The sequence below is a fragment of the Paracoccus sp. L-17 genome (assembly GCF_056857655.1).
The window spans coordinates 56,612-72,219 of record NZ_JBSXNM010000030.1 but is presented as its reverse complement, the minus strand read 5'-3'; the positions used below and the strand labels follow the sequence as shown (position 1 = coordinate 72,219).

The window sequence follows — 15,608 nt, the reverse complement described above, 5'->3', positions numbered from 1 at the left end:
CGCGCTGCGTCAGCTTTCGTAGTCGATGACGTGGCGCAACTGCTTTTCGAATTCCAGCGCCTTGCCGGTGCCAAGCGCGACGCAACTCATCGGCTGATCGGCCAGGGTGATCGAAAGGCCGGTCTGTTCGCGCAGGGCCAGATCCAGATCGCCCAGCATGGCGCCGCCACCGGTCAGGATCACGCCGCGATCGACGATATCGGCGGCCAGGTCGGGCGGCGTCGCCTCCAGCGCGACCATCACCGCCTCGCAGATCGCCTGCATCGGTTCGGTCAGCGCCTCGGCGACCATGGCCTGGCTGATCTCGATTTCCTTGGGGATACCGTTCAGCAGATCGCGTCCGCGCACCATGATCGTGGCGCCGCGTCCGTCATCGGGCATCCGCGCGGTGCCGATGCTGGTCTTCACGCGCTCGGCCGTGCTGTCGCCGATCAACATGTTCTGGTTGCGGCGCAGATAGTTGATGATCGCCTCGTCCATGCGGTCGCCGCCGATGCGGACAGAACGCGCATAGACCACATCGCCCAGCGACAGCACCGCGACCTCGGTCGTGCCGCCGCCAATATCGACGACCATGCTGCCGGTGGGCTCGGTGATCGGCATCCCCGCACCGATGGCCGCCGCGATGGGTTCCGCGATCAGGCCCGCACGGCGGGCGCCGGCGGACAGGACCGACTGACGGATGGCGCGTTTTTCGACCGGGGTGGCGCCATGGGGCACGCAGACGATGATCTTGGGCTTCGAGAAGGTGGTGCGCTTGAACACCTTCTTGATGAAATGCTTGATCATCTGCTCGGCGCTGTCGAAATCGGCGATGACACCTTCGCGCATCGGCCGGATCGCCTCGATGCTGCCCGGTGTGCGGCCCAGCATCAGTTTCGCGTCCTCGCCCACCGCCAGAACCTGCCGCTTGCCGTCCTTGACGTGATAGGCCACGACCGAGGGCTCGTTCAGGATGATGCCCTTGCCCTTGACATAGATCAGCGTGTTCGCCGTGCCGAGGTCGATTGCGATATCGGTCGAAAACAAACCGCCGAATGCCATGCCCGTAGTCCCCTGTTCGCACCGGGTTGATCCCGGCCTGCCCGAATTTCACGCCCCGCACAACCGGCGGGAATCGCCCCCGGTGCGGGCCTCGCCCGGTATAGAAGCCCTCAGGCCCAAGCGAAAGCCCTGTCTAGCGCCGCCCGGCACAACCGCGCTGTGCCGGGCGGCGGGGTGCGGCGACCGTGCCACAACGCGCGGCGGCGGACCGCCCCTTCGGATCCTTGCATCATCCGTGGCGCCGATGGCAGGCGGTTTCCGGGACGTGACAGGGCGTCCCCGCTTTCGCATCATCGGGCCAATCGCATCCGCGCGGGGAATGCCCCGCAGGCTTGCGGGCGGGCTTCCATCCGCGCCAGGGGATCAATGCGAATACATGCTGATCTGCTTGTCGTCCCGGCCCGTGCGGGCGCGGCGCACGATCAGGTGGTTCAGCGCGCCGACATAGGCCTTGACCGAGGCCAGGATCGTGTCGGTATCGGCCGCCTGCCCGTTCACGATGCGGCCGTCTTCCTCCATCCGGACGCTGACCGTGGCCTGCGCATCGGTGCCTTCGGTGACGGCATGGACCTGATACAATTGCAGCCGCGCGTCATGCGGGAAGATCTGCTTGACCGCGTTGAAACAGGCATCGACCGGGCCGTCGCCCACCGCATGGACGGTCCGTTCCTCGCCATCCACGATCATGGTCAGATCGGCGCTCTGTCCGTCGCTTCCGCAGACGACGCGCAGATGCTTGACCTGCAGATGATCGTCCTCGGTATTTGCGGCGGCGTCCTGGACAAGCGCGACGATATCCTCGTCATAGACCTCTTTCTTGCGATCGGCGAGCGCCTTGAACCGCACGAAGATGTCCTTCAACTGGTTGTCGCCGACCTCGTAGCCCAGATCCTTCAGCTTGGCCCGCAGCGCCGCGCGGCCCGAATGCTTGCCCATCGCGATGTTGGTTTCGTTCAGGCCGATATCGGCCGGGCGCATGATTTCGAAGGTCTCGACATTCTTCAGCACGCCGTCCTGATGGATGCCGCTTTCATGCAGGAAGGCGTTCTTGCCGACGATGGCCTTGTTGAACTGGACCGGAAAGCCGGAAACCTGCGCCACCCGACGCGACAGGCCGATGATCTTGGTGGTGTCGATTCCGGTGTCGAAAGGCATGATGTCGTGACGCACGCGCAGCGCCATCACCACCTCTTCCAGCGCGGTGTTGCCGGCGCGTTCGCCCAGCCCGTTGATGGTGCATTCGATCTGGCGGGCGCCGGCCTCGACCGCTGCAAGGCTGTTGGCCGTCGCCATGCCCAGGTCGTTGTGGCAATGGGTGGCGAAGATGATGTCATCCGCGCCGGGCACCCGTTCGATCAGCATCCGGATCAGATCGGCGGATTCGCGCGGTGCGGTATAGCCCACCGTATCGGGGATATTGATGGTCGTGGCGCCGCACCGGATCGCGATCTCGACCACGCGGCACAGGTAATCATGTTCGGTCCGCGTGGCGTCCATCGGCGACCATTGCACGTTGTCGCACAGGTTGCGGGCATGGGTGACGGTCTGTTCGATCCGCTCGGCCATCTGGTCCATGTCCAGGTTGGGAATCGCGCGGTGCAGCGGCGAGGTGCCGATGAAGGTGTGGATGCGCGGGCGGCGGGCATGTTTCACCGCCTCCCAGCAGCGGTCGATATCGGGGATCTGGGCGCGGGCCAGACCGCAGATCACGCTGGTCTGCGCCTGTCGCGCAATCTCGCTGACGGCGGCGAAATCGCCTTCGCTGGCGATCGGAAAGCCGGCCTCGATGATGTCCACGCCCATCTCGTCCAGCATCTGGGCGATTTCCAGCTTTTCGGCGTGGGACATGGTCGCGCCGGGCGATTGTTCGCCGTCGCGCAGGGTGGTGTCGAAGATGAAGACGCGGTTCTCGTCGCTCATGGGTCTGTCTTTCTTGCGCTGTCCGGTATCGGGAATATCCGGGCGCCGACCTGACTGAGCGGCGGCCCGGAAGACCCGCTCAGCGCAGCGTAAGAAGCAGCAGACCGCGGAGATTGACGGCCAGACGCGCGCCAAAGGGCGCGGTCGCGGCGGTCGGGATATGCAGCATCCGGGTCATGGCCGCGACTATGCCGCCCGCGGGCCGGCTTGAAAAGCGAAAAATCGCCGTCCAGGACCGTGCAGCACGGCGCGGCCGGTAGCGCCAATCCGCCGGCGTGAAAGGTCATTCACGGTTTCGTCATCTTTTTGCTGGCCGCTGCCCCGGTCATTTGCCTATCATTTGATGATCGACGCAGAAGCGAGCACCGAAAAACCACGAAGCAACGGAAAGGGGGATTCATGTCACGCAAGATCGTCGTCGGTTATGACGGCAGCGAGGCGTCACGCCGCGCGCTGGACTTTGCGATAAGTCGGGCCGGCGCGCAGGGGGACAGCATCATCATCGCGCATGTCCTGGAATGGTCGCCCTACAGTTTCCTCACGCCCAACGAGATCGAAGAACGTCACCAGCGGCGCAAGGAAGAATTGCAGCGCGCCGAAGAGATGCTGATCCAGCCGATGGTCAGGCTGGTCGAGGCCGAAGGGATTCCGGTCTCGACCGCGATGCGCTATGGCCACATCGCCGAGACATTGTGCAAGATCGCGCAGGACGAAAACGCGGCGCTGATCTTCATCGGACGCATGGGCCATTCGGGCTTCACCTCGCGCATCTTCGGATCCGTTGCGGGCACGCTGGCGCAGGCATCGCCGGTGCCGGTGACGATCGTGCCATGAGCCACGGGACAAGGAGATTTGACATGACCCATTTCGCAAAACGACTGGGCGTCCCGGCGGCGCTTGCAACCCTGGCCGCGACAGGACCCGCGGCGGCCCAGGGGCTGGACGAGGCCGTCAACAGCGTCTTCGCCAGTTCGACCGGCTGGTTCGTCAGCTTCATCTTTTCCAGCTTTCCGGGCACCTCCTTCCCCTGGATCGTCGGCTGGCTGGTGGTCGCGGCGACGATCTTCACCATCTATTTCGGCTTCATCCAGTTCCGCGCCTTCGGCCATTCCATCGCGCTGGTCCGGGGCGATTATTCCGACCCCAACGACGCGGGCGAGGTCAGCCACTTCCAGGCGCTGGCCACGGCGCTGTCGGGCACGGTCGGGCTGGGCAATATCGCCGGCGTCGCGGTCGCCATCGGCATCGGCGGTCCGGGCGCGACCTTCTGGATGATTCTGGCGGGTCTTCTGGGCATGGCATCGAAATTCACCGAATGCACGCTGGGCGTGAAATACCGCAACGAATACGAAGACGGCCACGTTTCGGGCGGGCCGATGTATTACATGACCAAGGGCTTTTCCGAACGCGGCGTCGGCGGCGGCAAGGTGCTGGCGGTCCTGTTCTCGATCTTCTGCATCCTCGGAGCCTTCGGCGGCGGCAACATGTTCCAGTCCAACCAGGCCCATGCCCAGCTTGCCAATGTCTTCGGCGACTATCCGGGCTGGATCACCGGACTGGTCTTCGCGCTGATCGTGTTCATGGTCATCGTCGGCGGCATCAAGGCGATCGCGCAGGTGACCGAACGTGTCGTTCCCTTCATGGGCATCCTCTATGTCGGCACGGCGCTGATCATCATCTTGCTGAACTACGACCAGATCGGAAACGCCTTCGGCCAGATCTTCCGCGGGGCCTTTACCTGGGACGGCGCCGTCGGCGGGGCCACCGGGGCGCTGATCCAGGGTTTCCGCCGCGCCGCCTTTTCCAACGAGGCCGGCGTCGGCTCGGCCGCGATCGCCCATTCGGCCGTGCGCACCAACGAGCCGATCACCGAAGGCTTCGTGTCGCTGCTGGAGCCCTTCATCGACACCGTCGTGATCTGCACCATGACGGCGCTGGTCATCATCATCACCGGCCAGCTGGTCACCGATCCCCAGACCGGCATGTTCGTGCTGAACGAGTCGGGCGACGCGATCCAGACGCTCAGCGGCAATAGCGGCGTGGCACTGACCTCGGCGGCCTTCAGCGAAAGCTTCGGCTGGTTCCGCTATATCCTTGCGCTGGCGGTGGTGCTGTTCGCCTTTTCGACAATGATCTCGTGGAGCTATTACGGCCTGAAGGCCTGGACCTTCCTGTTCGGCGAGGGCCGGACCAAGGAACTGGTCTTCAAGGTGATCTTCTGCATCTTCACCTGGATCGGCGCGGCGGCGAGCCTGGGGCCGGTCATCGACTTCTCGGATGCGATGATCTTCTCGATGGCGGTCGTCAACATCATCGCGCTCTATGTGCTGATGCCGGTCGTGAAGACCGAGATGAACAGCTATCTCTCGCGGCTCCGGTCGGGCGAGATCAGGAAGTTCGCCTGAGACGGGACCGGCGGGGGGCCAGCCCCCCGCACCCCCCGAGGTATTGGGAAAGAGTGCGAGGGGGGCGGACGACTTGTCCGCCCCCTGCGTTCAGGGCCGGATGCGGCGATCCAGAAGCTGCTGGGCCGCGCCCGCCAGGATCAGCCACAGCGTCGTCACCACCAATCCCCAGATCGCCCAGCTCGAGGGGTGGAAATCGACCCATGCCGCGCGGACGGCAAAGATCACCCAGGCGATGGCCACGGGCAGCGAGATCGCGCGCCAGCGTTCGGTGCGCACCGGGTGGATGAACTTGATGTTGCTGAACATCGCGACGGTCAGCGCCACGATGATGGCCAGGATCACCGTCCAGTGCGGCTTGACCGCGAACAGGACCAGAACAACCATGTTCCAGCATCCCGGAAAGCCCGCGAAGGAATAATCCCTGGTCTTCATCCGCGTATCCGCGAAATAGATCACGCTGCCATAGGTGATGACGATGATCGCGAACCAGCCGGTCCAGCCGCTGAGAAGCCCGGATTTGAACAACGCGAAGGCCGGAATGAAGACATAGGTCAGATAATCGATGATCAGATCCATCAGCACGCCGTCATAGGTCGGCCAGTTGACCCTGACATCGTATCTGCGCGCCAGCGGGCCATCGACGCCATCGACGGCGAAGGCGGCGACCAGCCACAGAAACATCATCGACCATTCCGCGTTGACCGCCGCCAGCATCGCCAGCATCGACAGCACCGCGCCTGTCGCGGTCAGAAGATGGACAAGAAGGGCCTTGTATCGCGGCTGCATCCATCCCTTCTGTCAGTTTGGCGACGACGGTGCAACAATCCTGCGTCACGGCGCGGGGCGAAACCGACGCGACGATCAGCGCAGGATCGGCGGCCCTTTCGGGCCTTTCGGCAGGTCGGGGAGGATGTCCGGCGGCAGGTCGAATCGCAGCGCGCCGGTCGGAGGAACGGTCTCGGAAAAGCTGATATCGACACCGCCGGGCTGCGGCGGCAGGAAGGCCAGCGTTTCGGCCAGGGCCTTGGCGATGGCGGGCTGGTGGTCCGGCGACGCCCCCGAAATCAGCAGCAGATGTCCGGCCCGGCCCGCGATACCCGCAAGGGCTGCGCCGGATACCAGGCCGCGCAGATCGGACAGCCGCGCCGCCAGGGGTTCGGCCAGCGCCGCGACGGCGGCCGGGTCGGGCGCGACAGGCCGCAGCCGCGCCTCGGCGGTTTCGGGCGCAGAGGTCAGCGCGCCCGCCAGCCAATCCAGCGTCGCGGCGTCCAGAAGCATCTCGGAGGGTGCGCCGGGATTGACCAGCAGGCCCGTGCCCTCGGTGCGCAGGATCGCCGCCAGCACCCGCCCGGGCAACGCGGCATAGGCGACCGGGCCGCCCAGGAACCCCGCCAGCCGGTCCTCGCCGTCGCAGGCCAGGGCGACGGGGCCGTCTTCCAGCGCGAAGATCCGGAATTCCAGCGTCTCGCCCCTGGGTTCGGAGACCAGCGCGACGGCCAGTTCGGTATCGGCCAGCCGCGACAGCATCCGCGCCCGAAGCGGTGCCTCGGCATCGTGGAACGGACTGGTGGCAAGATCGTCAAGCGCGGACATGGCCCCCCCCTTTCATCGCGTTCCGCCCTACAGGCGCGACCCCGCCTGACGCAAGCGTGACTTCGCCTGCCGCCGCCGCGCCCGCATAATGGGGCCATGCACAGACGCATCCTGCTGGCTGCCGCCGCCGCCGTCCTTGCCGCGCCGAACCTTGCGCGGGCCTCGCTGTCGCCGATCCTCTCCGAGGCGTCGCGGCTGGAGCCTCTGCGCGCCGTCGCGATCTGGCGCGACGGCGCCGAGATCGCGGCCCGCGGCTATGGCGGCTTTACCCCGGACCGGCCGACCAACATCAAGTCCGCCTCGAAATCCGTGATTTCGGCCCTGGCGGGCATCGCCATCGACAAGGGGCTGCTGGACGGTCCCGACCAGCCGATCGCCCCGATCCTGAAGGCCGATCTGCCGCGCGACCCCGATCCGCGCCTGGCGCAGGTGACATTGGGTGATCTGCTGTCGATGCAGGCGGGACTGGAACGGCAATCGGGACCGAATTACGGCCGCTGGGTCAACACTGCGAACTGGGTCCGCGCCGCATTGGCCGCGCCTTTCACCCAGGATCCGGGCGGGCCGATGCAGTATTCCACCGCATCCAGCCATCTCGTCTCGGCCATCCTGACGCGGGTGTCACAGCGATCCACGATGGCGCTGGCGCGGGACTGGCTGGGCGATGTTCCGGGCTTTCGCATCGCCGGCTGGCAGCGCGACCCGCAGGGCATCTATCTGGGCGGCAACCAGATGGCGATGAGCACCCGGTCGCTGCTGGCCTTCGGCGCGCTTTATGCCACGGGCGGACGCGCCGGCGGGCAGAGGATCCTGTCGCGGGACTGGATCGCGCAAAGCTGGCAGGTCCGCACAGCCTCGATCTTCGGCGGCCAGGGATACGGCTATGGCTGGTTCATCGACCGCATGGCCGGTCGCGACCTGCGCTATGGCTGGGGCTATGGCGGGCAGATGATCTATGTCTTTCCCGCCACGCGCGACCGCCCGGCCAGCGCCATCGCGATGACGTCCGACCCCGACCTTCCCTCGGCGCGGACAGGATATCGTGACCAACTGCATCGGCTGGCGGCCCGCCTGATCGAGACCACCTGAACGGCCCGGCCCGCGCGCCGCGTCACTCGATGAAGTCGCCGGCCTGGAAATTGCCCAGGTTGCCGAGAAGCTGGCGGATGAATGAAACCTCGGTAACGCTGCCCTCCGTCACGCGGCGCGACAGCACCACGACGCGGCCACGTTCCTGCCCGAAACGTTCGATATTGGACACGACCCCGCTGGGCGCGAAGGAAATCGCCACGACTTCTCGATCTACCTCTTGCGGGGGCAGCGCGCCAAAATTGCGCCAGCGCGAGCCGACATAATACCACCCCGCACCGGTCAGCAGACCCTGCGCCGAGGGCCGGCCGATCAGCCCCTCCAGTTGATCCATGCTGGTCTGGCCGACGACCACCTTCGCCAGATCGGAATCGGGCGGCACATAGCCGTGATTGCGATAGACGGGCGCACAGGCGGCCAGCACGGCCACGAAAGCCAGGATCAGAAGGTTCCTGAAGGCAGCCATGCGGGTTTCCTTTGTGCGGGCGGTTGACGCGGCCCGCCCGGCTTAGCAAACTCCGGCGCGGCGCTCAAGAAGTCCATCCGCGACGAGGGCTTGTGCCGCAGGTCACCGCCGCATGTCGCAAGCCAACTGCCCGAGGCACGATCATGACAGCCCCAGCACAGCCCTCCGCGTCGCAGCCGCAACGCCTGCGCGTCGCCCATCTGGATCCGCGCGGCCCGACCGATTTCGCGCTGCGTCCCGCGGCCGAGGCGCGCGCGGCCATCGCGGCCGAACTGAACATCCTCGCCCTGCCCCGCCTGGCTTTCGAGGGCCGGATCAGGGCCGAGGGCGGCCAAGCCTGGGCGTTGTCGGGCCGGCTGACGGCACAGGTCGTGCAGTCCTGCGTGGTGACGCTGAAGCCGGTGAAGACCCGGATCGAGGAAGATGTGCGCCGCCTCTATTCCCCGCATCTGCGCGACCCCGAGGGCGACGAGGTCGAGATGCCGGACGAAACGCTGGAACCGCTGGGCCAGTTCATCGACCTTTCGGCCGTGATGATCGAGGAACTGGCGCTGTCCTTGCCGGATTATCCCCGCGCGCAAGGCGCCGAACTGACGCCGGATGCCCGCGATGATGACGGCCGGCCCGAGACGCGACGGCCCTTCGAGGGGCTGGACCGGCTGATGCGGGGGGACGGCGACGTCCAGGGATAGGGGCCCGGAACCTGCGCCGCCGCGCCGTTGCAATGCAGCCACAGAATCGCGGCCGATCATGCGGATTCGTCCTGCCGGACCAGAATGGGCTGGCGCGGCGCCACCGCCGCGGCGCATTTATGGGCAAGCCGACCCAAGCGAGGGCTTGCAGGCGCGGGTTCTATCGCGTATCTGCGCGGTTCATTTACGAATACAAAACTCATGGTGCCACGGCTTTCGGCCCGCACCCAGACAACCGAGGTCGAGACATGGCTGTCCCTCAGAATCGCGTCACCCGCTCCAAGCGCAACATGCGTCGTGCCCATGACGCGCTGGTCGCCGGCAACCCCAACGAATGTTCGAATTGCGGCGAATTGAAGCGTCCGCATCACGTCTGCCCGTCCTGCGGCCATTACGCCGATCGCGAGGTGATCGCCCAGGCGAACGAGATCGACCTGGACGACGACGCGGCCTGATCGGGTCGGGCCCTCCCGCCATATGACCGACGATCCAGCGACCATTCAGGAACAGCGCGCCCCCGAGAACCGGGGCAGCGTGGTGATTTCGGTTGACGCGATGGGTGGCGATCGCGGCCCCCTCGCCGTGGTGGCCGGCATGGCCGAAAGCGCCGAAAAGAACCCCGAGATCCGCTTTATCGTGCATGGCGACCAGGATCAGCTTCGCCGTCTGATCAACCGCCGCAAGCAATTGTCCGACCGCTGCGACATCCGCCATGCCGCGGGTGTCGTGACGATGGAAGACAAGCCCAGCCAGATCCTGCGCAAGGGCGACGGCACCTCGATGTGGTCGGCGATCGAATCGGTTCGCAAGGGCGAGGCCGGGGCCGCCGTCAGTTGCGGCAATACCGGCGCGCTGATGGCGCTGTCGATGCTGCGCCTGCGCAAGCTGCCGGGCGTGAACCGTCCCGCCATCGCCTGTCTGTGGCCCTCGAAGAACCCTCAGGGCTTCAACATCATGCTGGATGTGGGCGCGGATATCCGCGCCGACGCGCCTGACCTGTTGCAATATGCGATGATGGGCGCCTCCTACGCCCGCAACGGCCTGGACGTCGAACGCCCGCGCGTCGGCCTGCTGAATGTCGGCACCGAGGAACACAAGGGGCGCGCCGAACTGAAACAGGCCCACGACCTGATCGCTGACGCCGCCGGAACCGGCGGTTTCGACTATGTCGGCTTCGTCGAGGGCGGCGATCTGCCGTCGTCGCGCGTCGATGTGATCGTGACCGACGGCTTTACCGGCAATATCGCCCTGAAGACGGGCGAGGGCACGGCCAAGCTGGTGGGCGAGTTCCTGCGCGCGGCCTTCGCCAATTCGATCATGTCGAAATTCGCGGCCGTGCTGGCCATGACCTCTTTGAAGCGCCTGCAAAAGCGGATCGACCCGCGTCGGGTGAATGGCGGCATCTTCCTGGGCTTGAATGGCACCGTGGTCAAATCTCACGGCTCGGCCGATGCGACCGGCGTTTCGGCGGCGATCAAGCTGGCCTTCACCCTGGCGAAGTCGGGCTTTCAGGACCGGCTTGCCGCGCGCGTGGCCCAGGTTGCCTCGGCCACGACCGCCGGCGAATCGGAGACCTCGACGTGACCCGAAGATCCGTCATTCGCGGAACCGGCCTCTATCTGCCTGAAACGGTGATCGAGAACAGCTGGTTCGAGGACAAGCTGGATACCAGCGACGAATGGATCCGTTCGCGCAGCGGGATCGAGCGGCGCCACTTCGCCGCCGAAGGTCAGGCGACCAGCGATCTGGCTCTGAACGCTGCCCGCGACGCGCTGTCGAAAGCCGGGCTGGAACCCGACCAGATCGACGGCATCATCCTGGCGACGTCGACCCCCGATCTAACCTTTCCGGCGGTGGCGACGATGGTGCAGTCCGGTCTGGGCATGACCCACGGCTTCGCCTATGACGTGCAGGCCGTCTGCGCGGGCTTCGTCTTCGCGCTGGCCAATGCCGATGCGATGATCCGGGGCGGCATGGCCGACCGGGTCCTGGTCATCGGGGCCGAGACCTTTTCGCGCATCATGGACTGGACCGACCGCTCGACCTGCGTGCTGTTCGGCGACGGTGCCGGCGCCGTGGTGCTGGAGGCGCAGGAGGGCGCGGGCGGCAATGCCGATCGCGGCGTGCTGTCCGCCGATCTGAACAGCGACGGACAGTATCGCGACCTGCTCTATGTCGATGGCGGCGTCTCGACCACCGGCACGGCGGGGCATCTGCGGATGCAGGGCAATCTGGTGTTCCGCCACGCGGTCGAGAAACTGGCCAGGACCGCGCACACGGCCCTGGACAAGGCCGGGCTGACCGCCGCAGACGTGACTTGGCTGGTGCCGCATCAGGCCAATATGCGCATCATCACCGCCACCGCACAGAAGATGCAGTTGCCGATGCAGAAGGTCGTGCTGACGGTGGCCGATCACGGCAATACATCGGCGGCCTCGATCCCGCTGGCGCTGGCCGTGGCCGCAGCGGACGGACGCCTGAAACGCGGCGATGTGATCGTGACCGAAGCCATCGGCGGCGGGCTGAGCTGGGGCAGCGTCGTGCTGCGCTGGTAACGCCGGGCGCGGCTATTTCATCTGTGAATCCTTGCTGCCGCGCCGGTTGATCCCGCCTTCCGGGCGAATTCGGCGGTCGCGTCCGGATTGGCATGTGACGCAAAGCTGCACCCCCGGCACCGCCCGGCGGCGGGCCTCGGGGATCGGGTCGTCGCATTCGGCGCAGAATTCGGCCGATGGCGCCTCGGCGGCGCGGGCCGCGCGCGCCCTGGCGCGGGCCACGGCCTCGGCCGTGCTGACCTCGATCTGATCATTCACCGCATCGTCGCGGGCCCATCCTCCGGCCATGGTATCCTCCTTTTCGTCGCTTCAAGATAGGCGTCGTTCGGGCCGGTTTCAAAGCCCGCGTGCTGCGCGGCGGTCCGCGCAAACGCGCCGATCCGGTGCGGATGGCGGAACGATTTGGCGCCGGCCCTCGTTGACACGGAGATCATTCCGCTTCATCCTGTTGTGACAAAAGAGGAAAAGTCATGGGCGACAAGACTCTGACCCGGATGGATCTGGCCGAGGCGGTGTTCCGCGATGTCGGCTTGTCGCGTCACGAATCCGCCCAGCTTGTCGAAAGCGTTCTCGATCACGTTTCGGACGCGCTGGTCAGTGGCGAGCAGGTCAAGATCTCGTCCTTTGGCACATTCAGCGTCCGCGACAAGAACGAACGGATCGGCCGCAACCCTAAAACCGGCGAAGAGGTGCCGATCACGCCGCGCCGGGTGCTGTCCTTCCGACCATCGCACCTGATGAAGGAGCGGGTCGCTGCCGGCAACAAGCGATAATTGCTGATGCAGAAAAGCGCCGAGGCATTCCGTTCGATCGGAGAGGTCGCCAAGCTGATCGGCGTCGCCCCGCATGTCCTGCGCTATTGGGAAACGCAGTTCCCGCAGTTGAAGCCGATGAAGCGGCCTGATGGTCGGCGCTATTATCGCCCCGACGATATCCGGCTGGTAGCCGGGCTGTGCGAGGTTCTGCGCGACGACGGCATGACCATCAGGGGCGCGAAGAAGCTGATCGCAAAGGATCGTGGCGCGGCGATTCGCGGTCGCGGCGCCGAGCGCCTGGGCGAGCAGGTGGCCGCGCCCGGCGCCGCTGAGGCGACGCCGCGCAAGGAAGCCGCCATCGCGAAGCATCTGATCGAGATGCCCGACGAACCCGCGCCGCAGGACGATCCGATGCCCGACCATCCGCCCCGCGCGCGGCAGCGCCGCCGCCGGCAGTCGGGCCATGATGCGCTGCCGCTGTTTCCCGACCTGTCCGCCGACGCGCAGGCCACCGGCTGGCTGGCGCAGCTTGCCCGACTGTCGGTTCGCCTGCGCGCGGCCAGCCATCGCGACGCGCGGTGGCAGCAGGCCGCGCCCCGCGCCGCCGCACTGCGCGGCATCATCATCGCGCATTACGAAAACACCTGACCGGCAGGATGAAGATTCCCGTCCCGTGGCCCTTGTGCAGGCCCGCCGCTTCGCTCTATATGGCCGGCGTCGGGCCGTGGCGCAGCCTGGTTAGCGCGTCCGTCTGGGGGGCGGAAGGCCGCGAGTTCGAATCTCGCCGGCCCGACCATTTCGAAAACGCCCATCCCTCCACGGGGTGGGCGTTTTCGTATCCGCCTGATCTGCAAGGAAGGATGGCATGAACGGAGTCCTGCCCGACAGCGAGATCCGGCACCTGATCGATAAGGGCGCCATCACCGCCGATCCCGCGATCCTGCCCGAACAGGTCCAGCCCGCCAGCCTGGACTTGCGGCTGGGCACGACGGCCTGTCGACTGCGCGCCAGCTTTCTGGCCGGAAAGGGCCATCGCATCAGCGACCGTCTGGCCGATTTCGGAATGCACCGGATGGATCTGTCCGGCGGTGCCGTTCTGGAACGGGGATGCGTCTATCTGGTGCCGCTGATGGAACGGCTGACCCTGTCCGATGGGCTGAGCGCCGTCGCCAATGCCAAATCCTCGACCGGGCGGCTGGATCTGCTGACCCGGCTTGTGACCGATGACGGCACCGAGTTCGATCGCCTGCCCGAAGCCTATGACGGTCCCCTTTATGCCGAAATCTGCCCGCGCAGCTTTTCGGTTCTGGTGCGCCCCGGAATGCGCCTGAACCAGCTTCGCCTGCGGCGCGGTCAGGCGGTGCTGACGGACGCCGAATTGCGCGATCTGGACGCCCGCGAGCCGCTGGTCGGCGGCAAGGCGCTGATCGACCAGGGGCTTGGCTTTTCCGTGGACCTGCGTCCCTCGGGCGGCGATCTGGTCGGCTATCGCGCGCGACCCCATAGTGGTGTCATCGACCTGGACCGGATCGGGGCCTATGACGCGCGCGATTTCTGGGATGAGTTGCGGACCGGCGACGGCCGCCTGATCCTCGACCCCGGTGCGTTCTATATCCTCGTCAGTCGCGAATCGGTCGCGATCCCCGCCGATTGCGCCGCCGAGATGGCCCCCTATCTGGCCATGGCGGGTGAATTCCGCGTTCATTACGCCGGCTTCTTCGATCCCGGCTTCGGCATCGGGGCGGCCGGCGCCGGCGCGCGCGGCGTGCTGGAGGTGCGCTGTCACGAGGCACCCTTTGCGCTGGAACATGGTCAGGTCGTCGGGCGCCTGGTCTATGAACGCATGGCCGCCCGCCCCGACCGCCTCTACGGCGCGGGCATCCGGTCGAATTATCAGGGTCAGGGCCTGAAACTTGCCAAGCAGTTCCGCTGACCGCGAATGCCGTCCGGTCACCCTCGCGGTGTCTGCCACAGCCGGACCTTCAGCCCGCCATGCGCGATGATGGGACCGGCCTCCAGCGGCAGCCCGGTCGCCCGTGCCAGCCCGGCCTCGCTGGTCACGATCCCGACCCGCCAGCCCGCAAGCCGGTCGCGAAACACCTCGCCCATGGCGGCGTGCAACCCGTATAGCGGCCCGTTGTTTCCGACCCGGGCGCCATAGGGCGGATTGACGATGACGATGCCGGGCGGTCCCTTGGGCGGCGTCAGGTCGCCAACCGGCAGGCAGGCAAAGTCGGTCCATTCCGACACGCCAGCCCGGGCGGCGTTCTGAACGCTCATCCGAATGGCACCGGCGTCGCGATCGCTTCCGTGAAAGCGGTTTTCGGGGGTTGTCGGCGCCGGGGATGCGCGCATTGCCCGCCAGGCTGCGGGATCAAAACTGGAAAGGTTTTCAAAGGCAAAGCCGCGACTGCGACCGGCGGCGAGACCGGCCGCCATCTCGGCCGCCTCGATGACGAAGGTGCCCGACCCGCACATCGGGTCGACCACGGTCTGGCTGCCATCGAACCCCATCTCGCGCAGGAACATCGCCGCCATCGTCTCGCGCATGGGGGCCTTGGCGACAGCTTGCTTGTGGCCGCGCTTGTGCAGCGATTCGCCGGTCGTATCGAGGCTGATCGTGACCAGATCGTCGTCGATCCGGACCTTCACGACGATTCCGGCATCGGCCGCGATCGGGGCGCCCAGTTCCTCGGCGATGGCGCGTTCGACCCGCTGTGCCGCCGCGCCCGCGTGATAGATGCGGCTGGCGCGGCAGACGGCATCGACCCTGACGGACAGATCGCGGCGCAGCACCGAAGCCCAGGGAAATTTCCGCGCCCGCTTGTCCAGCTGCGCCAGATGCAGCGCCCGAAAGCTGCCGATCCGCGCCAGAACCCGCGTCGCCCCGCGCAGCCAAAGATTGGCCCGCCAGACGTCCGCCCAGCCGCCGCGAATCGTCACGCCGCCGGGCTGGATCTCTGGCACCCAGCCAAGCGCGCGCGCCTCGGCGGCCAAGGGCTGTTCCAGCCCCGGCGTCGCCACCAGGAAAATGTCGAAAGGATCGTCGCGCATGCGCCGAGCCCTAGCGGCTGGCGACGGAAAAG

17 protein-coding genes and 1 tRNA gene are annotated in these 15,608 nt (G+C 66.4%); 11 read left to right on the top strand and 7 right to left on the bottom strand.

What is annotated here, in order from left to right; genetic code table 11:
• Positions 1-9: 9 nt before the first annotated feature.
• Entirely contained in the window at positions 10-1,044 is a 1,035-nt protein-coding gene (locus AC13CR_RS05095; protein ID WP_292957801.1) for a rod shape-determining protein, read from the bottom strand.
• A 363-nt stretch (positions 1,045-1,407) separates the two neighbouring features.
• On the bottom strand, positions 1,408-2,964 hold the full coding sequence (locus AC13CR_RS05090) for a 2-isopropylmalate synthase (protein WP_292957804.1): 1,557 nt from the start codon (positions 2,962-2,964) through the stop codon (positions 1,408-1,410).
• A gap of 399 nt (positions 2,965-3,363) precedes the next feature.
• Here AC13CR_RS05090 and AC13CR_RS05085 point away from each other — a divergent pair, with 399 nt between their 5' ends.
• The gene (locus tag AC13CR_RS05085) at positions 3,364-3,798 is read left to right on the top strand and encodes a universal stress protein (RefSeq protein WP_292957807.1); all 435 of its coding nucleotides are present in this window, start codon (positions 3,364-3,366) and stop codon (positions 3,796-3,798) included.
• Positions 3,799-3,821: 23 nt separating this feature from the next.
• Positions 3,822-5,369, top strand: coding sequence for an alanine/glycine:cation symporter family protein (locus AC13CR_RS05080; RefSeq protein ID WP_292957810.1), 1,548 nt, complete (start codon positions 3,822-3,824; stop codon positions 5,367-5,369).
• Between the two features lie 90 nt (positions 5,370-5,459).
• On the opposite strand, the gene AC13CR_RS05075 is transcribed toward AC13CR_RS05080, so the two are convergent.
• Both AC13CR_RS05075 and AC13CR_RS05070 read right to left on the bottom strand, forming a co-directional pair.
• Entirely contained in the window at positions 5,460-6,158 is a 699-nt protein-coding gene (locus AC13CR_RS05075; RefSeq protein WP_292957813.1) for a CDP-alcohol phosphatidyltransferase family protein, read from the bottom strand.
• Positions 6,159-6,233: 75 nt separating this feature from the next.
• Entirely contained in the window at positions 6,234-6,965 is a 732-nt protein-coding gene (locus tag AC13CR_RS05070) for an SseB family protein (RefSeq protein ID WP_446233612.1), read from the bottom strand.
• A 96-nt stretch (positions 6,966-7,061) separates the two neighbouring features.
• On the opposite strand from AC13CR_RS05070, the gene AC13CR_RS05065 reads away from it, so the two are divergent.
• Entirely contained in the window at positions 7,062-8,054 is a 993-nt protein-coding gene (locus AC13CR_RS05065; protein WP_292957819.1) for a serine hydrolase domain-containing protein, read from the top strand.
• A gap of 22 nt (positions 8,055-8,076) precedes the next feature.
• On the opposite strand, the gene AC13CR_RS05060 is transcribed toward AC13CR_RS05065, so the two are convergent.
• Positions 8,077-8,520 (bottom strand): outer membrane protein assembly factor BamE, encoded by a 444-nt coding sequence (locus tag AC13CR_RS05060; RefSeq protein ID WP_292957822.1) that lies wholly within the window; start codon positions 8,518-8,520, stop codon positions 8,077-8,079.
• 143 nt (positions 8,521-8,663) lie between these two features.
• On the opposite strand from AC13CR_RS05060, the gene AC13CR_RS05055 reads away from it, so the two are divergent.
• The 4 genes from AC13CR_RS05055 to AC13CR_RS05040 all read left to right on the top strand — a co-directional run bounded on the left by AC13CR_RS05055 (position 8,664) and on the right by AC13CR_RS05040 (position 11,767).
• Positions 8,664-9,212, top strand: a complete 549-nt coding sequence (locus AC13CR_RS05055; RefSeq protein ID WP_292957825.1) for a YceD family protein — start codon at positions 8,664-8,666, stop codon at positions 9,210-9,212.
• A gap of 248 nt (positions 9,213-9,460) precedes the next feature.
• On the top strand, positions 9,461-9,667 hold the full coding sequence (gene rpmF / locus AC13CR_RS05050) for a 50S ribosomal protein L32 (RefSeq protein WP_090742511.1): 207 nt from the start codon (positions 9,461-9,463) through the stop codon (positions 9,665-9,667).
• 22 nt (positions 9,668-9,689) lie between these two features.
• On the top strand, positions 9,690-10,796 hold the full coding sequence (gene plsX, locus AC13CR_RS05045) for a phosphate acyltransferase PlsX (protein WP_292957834.1): 1,107 nt from the start codon (positions 9,690-9,692) through the stop codon (positions 10,794-10,796).
• Positions 10,793-11,767 (top strand): beta-ketoacyl-ACP synthase III, encoded by a 975-nt coding sequence (locus AC13CR_RS05040; RefSeq protein WP_292957837.1) that lies wholly within the window; start codon positions 10,793-10,795, stop codon positions 11,765-11,767. Before plsX ends, AC13CR_RS05040 begins: the two co-directional genes overlap by 4 nt.
• A gap of 12 nt (positions 11,768-11,779) precedes the next feature.
• Here AC13CR_RS05040 and AC13CR_RS05035 read toward each other — a convergent pair whose 3' ends face one another.
• The gene (locus AC13CR_RS05035; RefSeq protein WP_292957840.1) at positions 11,780-12,055 is read right to left on the bottom strand and encodes a DksA/TraR family C4-type zinc finger protein; all 276 of its coding nucleotides are present in this window, start codon (positions 12,053-12,055) and stop codon (positions 11,780-11,782) included.
• A 182-nt stretch (positions 12,056-12,237) separates the two neighbouring features.
• On the opposite strand from AC13CR_RS05035, the gene ihfA reads away from it, so the two are divergent.
• The 4 genes from ihfA (at position 12,238) to AC13CR_RS05015 (ending at position 14,455) form a co-directional block, all read left to right on the top strand.
• Complete coding sequence (gene ihfA / locus AC13CR_RS05030) at positions 12,238-12,540, top strand: integration host factor subunit alpha (protein WP_292957843.1); 303 nt, start codon at positions 12,238-12,240, stop codon at positions 12,538-12,540.
• Between the two features lie 6 nt (positions 12,541-12,546).
• Complete coding sequence (locus AC13CR_RS05025; RefSeq protein WP_482900766.1) at positions 12,547-13,170, top strand: MerR family transcriptional regulator; 624 nt, start codon at positions 12,547-12,549, stop codon at positions 13,168-13,170.
• 70 nt (positions 13,171-13,240) lie between these two features.
• Positions 13,241-13,318: transfer RNA gene (locus AC13CR_RS05020), tRNA-Pro, on the top strand.
• Between the two features lie 69 nt (positions 13,319-13,387).
• Complete coding sequence (locus tag AC13CR_RS05015; protein WP_482900765.1) at positions 13,388-14,455, top strand: 2'-deoxycytidine 5'-triphosphate deaminase; 1,068 nt, start codon at positions 13,388-13,390, stop codon at positions 14,453-14,455.
• Positions 14,456-14,472: 17 nt separating this feature from the next.
• Here AC13CR_RS05015 and AC13CR_RS05010 read toward each other — a convergent pair whose 3' ends face one another.
• A complete protein-coding gene (locus AC13CR_RS05010; protein WP_482900764.1) occupies positions 14,473-15,576 on the bottom strand; it encodes a THUMP domain-containing class I SAM-dependent RNA methyltransferase in 1,104 nt (367 codons plus the stop codon).
• Positions 15,577-15,608 lie beyond the last annotated feature (32 nt).